This is a genomic window from Paraburkholderia silviterrae (assembly GCF_004353915.1).
Lineage (GTDB): Bacteria > Pseudomonadota > Gammaproteobacteria > Burkholderiales > Burkholderiaceae > Paraburkholderia > Paraburkholderia silviterrae.
This window is the reverse complement of record NZ_SMRP01000045.1, coordinates 41615-45254: the sequence shown is the minus strand read 5'-3', so window position 1 is coordinate 45254 and position 3640 is coordinate 41615. Positions and strand designations below refer to the sequence as shown.

The 3640-nt window shown below is 58.7% G+C and carries 4 protein-coding genes; 2 read left to right on the top strand and 2 right to left on the bottom strand.

The features are described 5' to 3' along the window. Positions 1–138: 138 nt before the first annotated feature. Positions 139–744: an NAD(P)H-dependent oxidoreductase gene (locus EYW47_RS38100; RefSeq protein WP_133199968.1), complete on the bottom strand. Its 606-nt coding sequence runs from the start codon at positions 742–744 to the stop codon at positions 139–141. A 115-nt stretch (positions 745–859) separates the two neighbouring features. Here EYW47_RS38100 and EYW47_RS38095 point away from each other — a divergent pair, with 115 nt between their 5' ends. Then, positions 860–1777, top strand: coding sequence for a LysR family transcriptional regulator (locus EYW47_RS38095; RefSeq protein WP_133199967.1), 918 nt, complete (start codon positions 860–862; stop codon positions 1775–1777). Positions 1778–1914: 137 nt separating this feature from the next. On the opposite strand, the gene EYW47_RS38090 is transcribed toward EYW47_RS38095, so the two are convergent. Beyond that, positions 1915–2343, bottom strand: coding sequence for a CHASE2 domain-containing protein (locus EYW47_RS38090; RefSeq protein WP_133199966.1), 429 nt, complete (start codon positions 2341–2343; stop codon positions 1915–1917). 279 nt (positions 2344–2622) lie between these two features. Here EYW47_RS38090 and EYW47_RS38085 point away from each other — a divergent pair, with 279 nt between their 5' ends. Beyond that, positions 2623–3603 (top strand): sigma-54 interaction domain-containing protein, encoded by a 981-nt coding sequence (locus tag EYW47_RS38085; RefSeq protein WP_133199965.1) that lies wholly within the window; start codon positions 2623–2625, stop codon positions 3601–3603. Positions 3604–3640 lie beyond the last annotated feature (37 nt).

The window sequence follows — 3640 nt, the reverse complement described above, 5'->3', positions numbered from 1 at the left end:
GTGGCATAAACCCTCCTTGGAGGGATGTTATGCCCTAAACACGAAATTACTGACAGGCCCTAGGTGCCGCCCCGCACAGGGGCAACACCAATATACCTACATGAAAACAAGGAAATGCCAACACCAAAAAAACCCGCATCAAACCTCCTCCAGTAGAGCCTTCATCTGCTCACGCGCATTCGCGATTCCCACCTCACCGCCGTGAGGCACGACATCAAGCCCTTCCGCATAAACGAACCTGACATCACCAATACCCATCAAACCGAGCACGGCCCGCAAATACATCGTAACGGCGTCCGTTTCCTGCCCGACGTGCACGCCGCCGCGAGAGCTGAACACAATCGCCTTAACGCCTTCCACGAGCCCTTTGGGATAAGTCTCCGTGTACTGGAAAGTCACCCGCGCACGCGCGACCAGATCGAACCAGTTCTTCAACTGGGTGGGCACATTGAGGTTATACATGGGCGCACCGATCAGCAGCACATCACTGCCTTTCAGTTCAGCAATGAGCTCGTCGGACAGAGCCACCACTTGCCTTGCCCGCGCGCCGGGGTTCTCCGCCCCACGCAACGCATGAAACAGCTCGCCATCGAGCACCGGCAGGTCGAGGCTCACCAGATCGCGCATGAGCACTTCGTCTCGATGACCCAAGGCCCGGCGTTGCGCCAGGAAATCGTCGATCAGTGCATTCGTCTGCGACTTGCTGCTCATGATGCTGGATTTGAGTACGAGAATTCGGGTCATTGCAAGCGTCGATGCATGGATGATGAATTGATCCGATCCTAGCATCCACTATTTTTCCCGAAAAGCGATAAAATAGAGCGTATATGTAGAATGTTTGTCCCTAATTCCATGCGATATGCGAAATCACCTGAAGGGCATTGACGTCTTTGTCGCCGCAGTGGAAGCGGGCAGCTTCACTCAAGCCGCCGAGCGCCTGCATATCACGCGGTCCGCGGTTGGCAAGAGCATCGCCCGCCTCGAAGAGCGGCTGGGCGTCATGCTGTTCCAGCGCACGACGCGCAGTCAAAGCCTGACCGATGAGGGCTCGCTCTTCTACGAACACTGCTTGCGGGCCGTCGAGGAGATCGAGGCGGCAGAGGCGTTGCTCGAAAACGGCAAATGGCAGATGACAGGGCGGCTGCGCGTGTCGATGCCGGCGATCTTCGGCCATTTGTGCGTGGCGCCGATCCTGATCGAGCTGGCCGCTGGGAACCCCGAGCTGAATCTGGAACTGTCGTTCAGCGACCGGGCGGTCGATCTCGTGGAAGAGGGTTTCGATCTTGCGATTCGCGTAGGCACGTTGCCGAACAGCAGCGGCCTCGTGGCTCGCGCGCTGGGCGAGCACAAAATGGCATTCTGCGCCTCGCCTGCCTATCTGAAACGATTCGGTATCCCAAGGACTGTCGAGGAGCTCGTGCGGCACAAGGCGTTGGCTTATGCGCGTTTTGGTCAGGTGCACCGTTGGCAATTCCTGATCGACGGCCAGCGCGAGGAACGGCTGCCTGAAGCCCGCTTGCTCTCCGACGACTTGCGCGCGTTGATGGATGCCGCCGTCGCAGGCCTGGGCGTCGCGTGGCTGCCGTACTGGCTGGCTCGGGACGCCCTGCGCCGGGGTAAGCTGAAAGAGCTGCTGCCCGGCCAACCGGGCATTTGCTACGCGATCCATGCGGTGTGGCCCTACACCCTTCACCTTCCTTTGAAAGTGCGCGCAGCCGTGGACGCGCTGCTAGAAAAGCTTCCCGCCCGGCTGGCCGCGGTCGAGGCGCGTGCGTGACACCCGCTCAGCGGCCGCGCCGGGCAACGACGCGCTTCGAGAACTTGCCACGCTACTGGCCACTCACTCTTTGCAGCGTGTAGGTTGCGTGCTCCGTGCCGACGGCGTGGCCATCGCAAGGGAAATTCCATCGCGTTTCAATGTCGTAGCGCAACGTCATGGCCGTCGAGCACGCCGGCCTCGCGCACACAGCTGTTATTCGATGCGCAATCCATGGCGTCAGGAAGCACGACCTTGCAGCCGGACGCTGCCGCTCTATTGACCGAGTCGACCAGGGTGAGGGTCTCGCCTTTGTACTCGGGATTGTCGTTGTAGCTTCCATCGACTACCGGCGAATGAAGATCGAAGTCGAGAGCGACGACTTGCGGATCCGCCGCGCAGAGTTTGTTGACAAGGGCGGCCAGGTAATCCCGTTTGACCGGCACGCGGCGTGCCAGGCTGCCTTTCCAGTATTCGTCGTCGCCGATTTGCAGCAGTGTGATGTTGACAGGGGACGGCGTGCGGCCGCCCTGGTTATTCCTTTTACGACAATTGCTATCTTCTATTTTTGAAGTAATTAATCGCACTCAGTGAATCAGGAACCGGTCTTCAATCAGTGTAGTGCGCGCCACACGCTGTGCAACAATCGTGCGATGGTCTGAAAAAAGCGACTTGTCGGATCGCTTTGCGTTGCTAAACTAAATGAAAGAAATTAGGAGCTGGCCATCGCGCTAACCAGGCAAGGTACGTGGTGAGCAACTTCTCGCACCGTTCGATAACGTCATTCCAGTGCCGTCCATTTCGTTGGTATCCGTCTGCGTCACCGGATGCTGGTGAGCCTCGTTCAGCGCTACGGGAGAGACCCAATGGGAGACCTGGCACGGTTCAACCTGATCGGCACATCCCACGCCTTTCTCGCCGCAATGGCGGCGGTCGAAAAATTCGCCGCAAGCGACCTGGCGGTCCTCGTGTACGGCGAAACCGGGACCGGCAAGGAACTGGTCACGCGGGCGATTCACTACTTGAGTGCGCGGCGCGATGGCCCATTCATTTCGGTCAATTGTGGTGCATTGCCGGAGACGCTTGTCGAATGTGAGCTGTTCGGTCATGCGCGCGGCGCCTTCACTGACGCGCGCGAGGCGCGACCCGGCCTGGTAGCGCAGGCCAATGGCGGCACGCTGTTCCTGGATGAAATTGAAGCGATGAATGCGCGTGCGCAAGTGTCGTTGTTGCGCTTTCTGGAGGACAAGGAGTACCGGCCGATCGGCGCATCAGCGGTTCAGTGCGCCGATGTGCGCATTATTGGCACGAGCAACGCCGACTTGAAGGCGATGGTCCGAAGCGGCCAGTTTCGGTCGGATTTGCTGTTTCGGTTGAATGTGCTGGCGTTGCATTTGCCGCCGCTGCGCGAGCGTGATGGGGACGTGGGGGTGCTCGCTGAGACGTTTCTTGAGCGGTTGAATCGGCGCTCTGCGGATCCGCCGAAGATTTTTCATCCGGATACGATCGATTTTATGCACGGCTATGGGTGGCCTGGGAATGTGCGTGAGCTCGAGAATCTCGTGGCGCGGGAATTCATTCTTGCGAGCGGTTCAATGGTGAAGATAACGAACGTCGATTGGCCGCGCGCCGCAGCGCGCGGGGCGCAAGGCGATGCGCTGACGTTCGGGAACTTTAAGGCCGCCAAGGCGCGTGCAGTTGCGGATTTCGAACGGTCGTATATTGAAGCGTTGCTTGCTAAATCGAGGGGTAATCTTAGTCTCGCTTCGCGGATGTCGGGTAAGGATCGTAGTGAGCTTGGGAAGTTGCTGCGCAAGCATGGGATCGCAAGGCAGGATTTTAATTGAAGGTGATGAATGGATATGGTTTTTTTGGTTTTGGGTT

Excerpts from the sequence above, each read along its gene's own strand:
- EYW47_RS38085 (WP_133199965.1), top strand. The coding sequence starts at position 2,623 with ATGGGAGACCTGGCACGGTTCAACCTGATCGGCACATCCCACGCCTTT.
- EYW47_RS38095 (WP_133199967.1), top strand. The coding sequence starts at position 860 with ATGCGAAATCACCTGAAGGGCATTGACGTCTTTGTCGCCGCAGTGGAA.
- EYW47_RS38100 (WP_133199968.1), bottom strand. The coding sequence starts at position 744 with ATGACCCGAATTCTCGTACTCAAATCCAGCATCATGAGCAGCAAGTCG.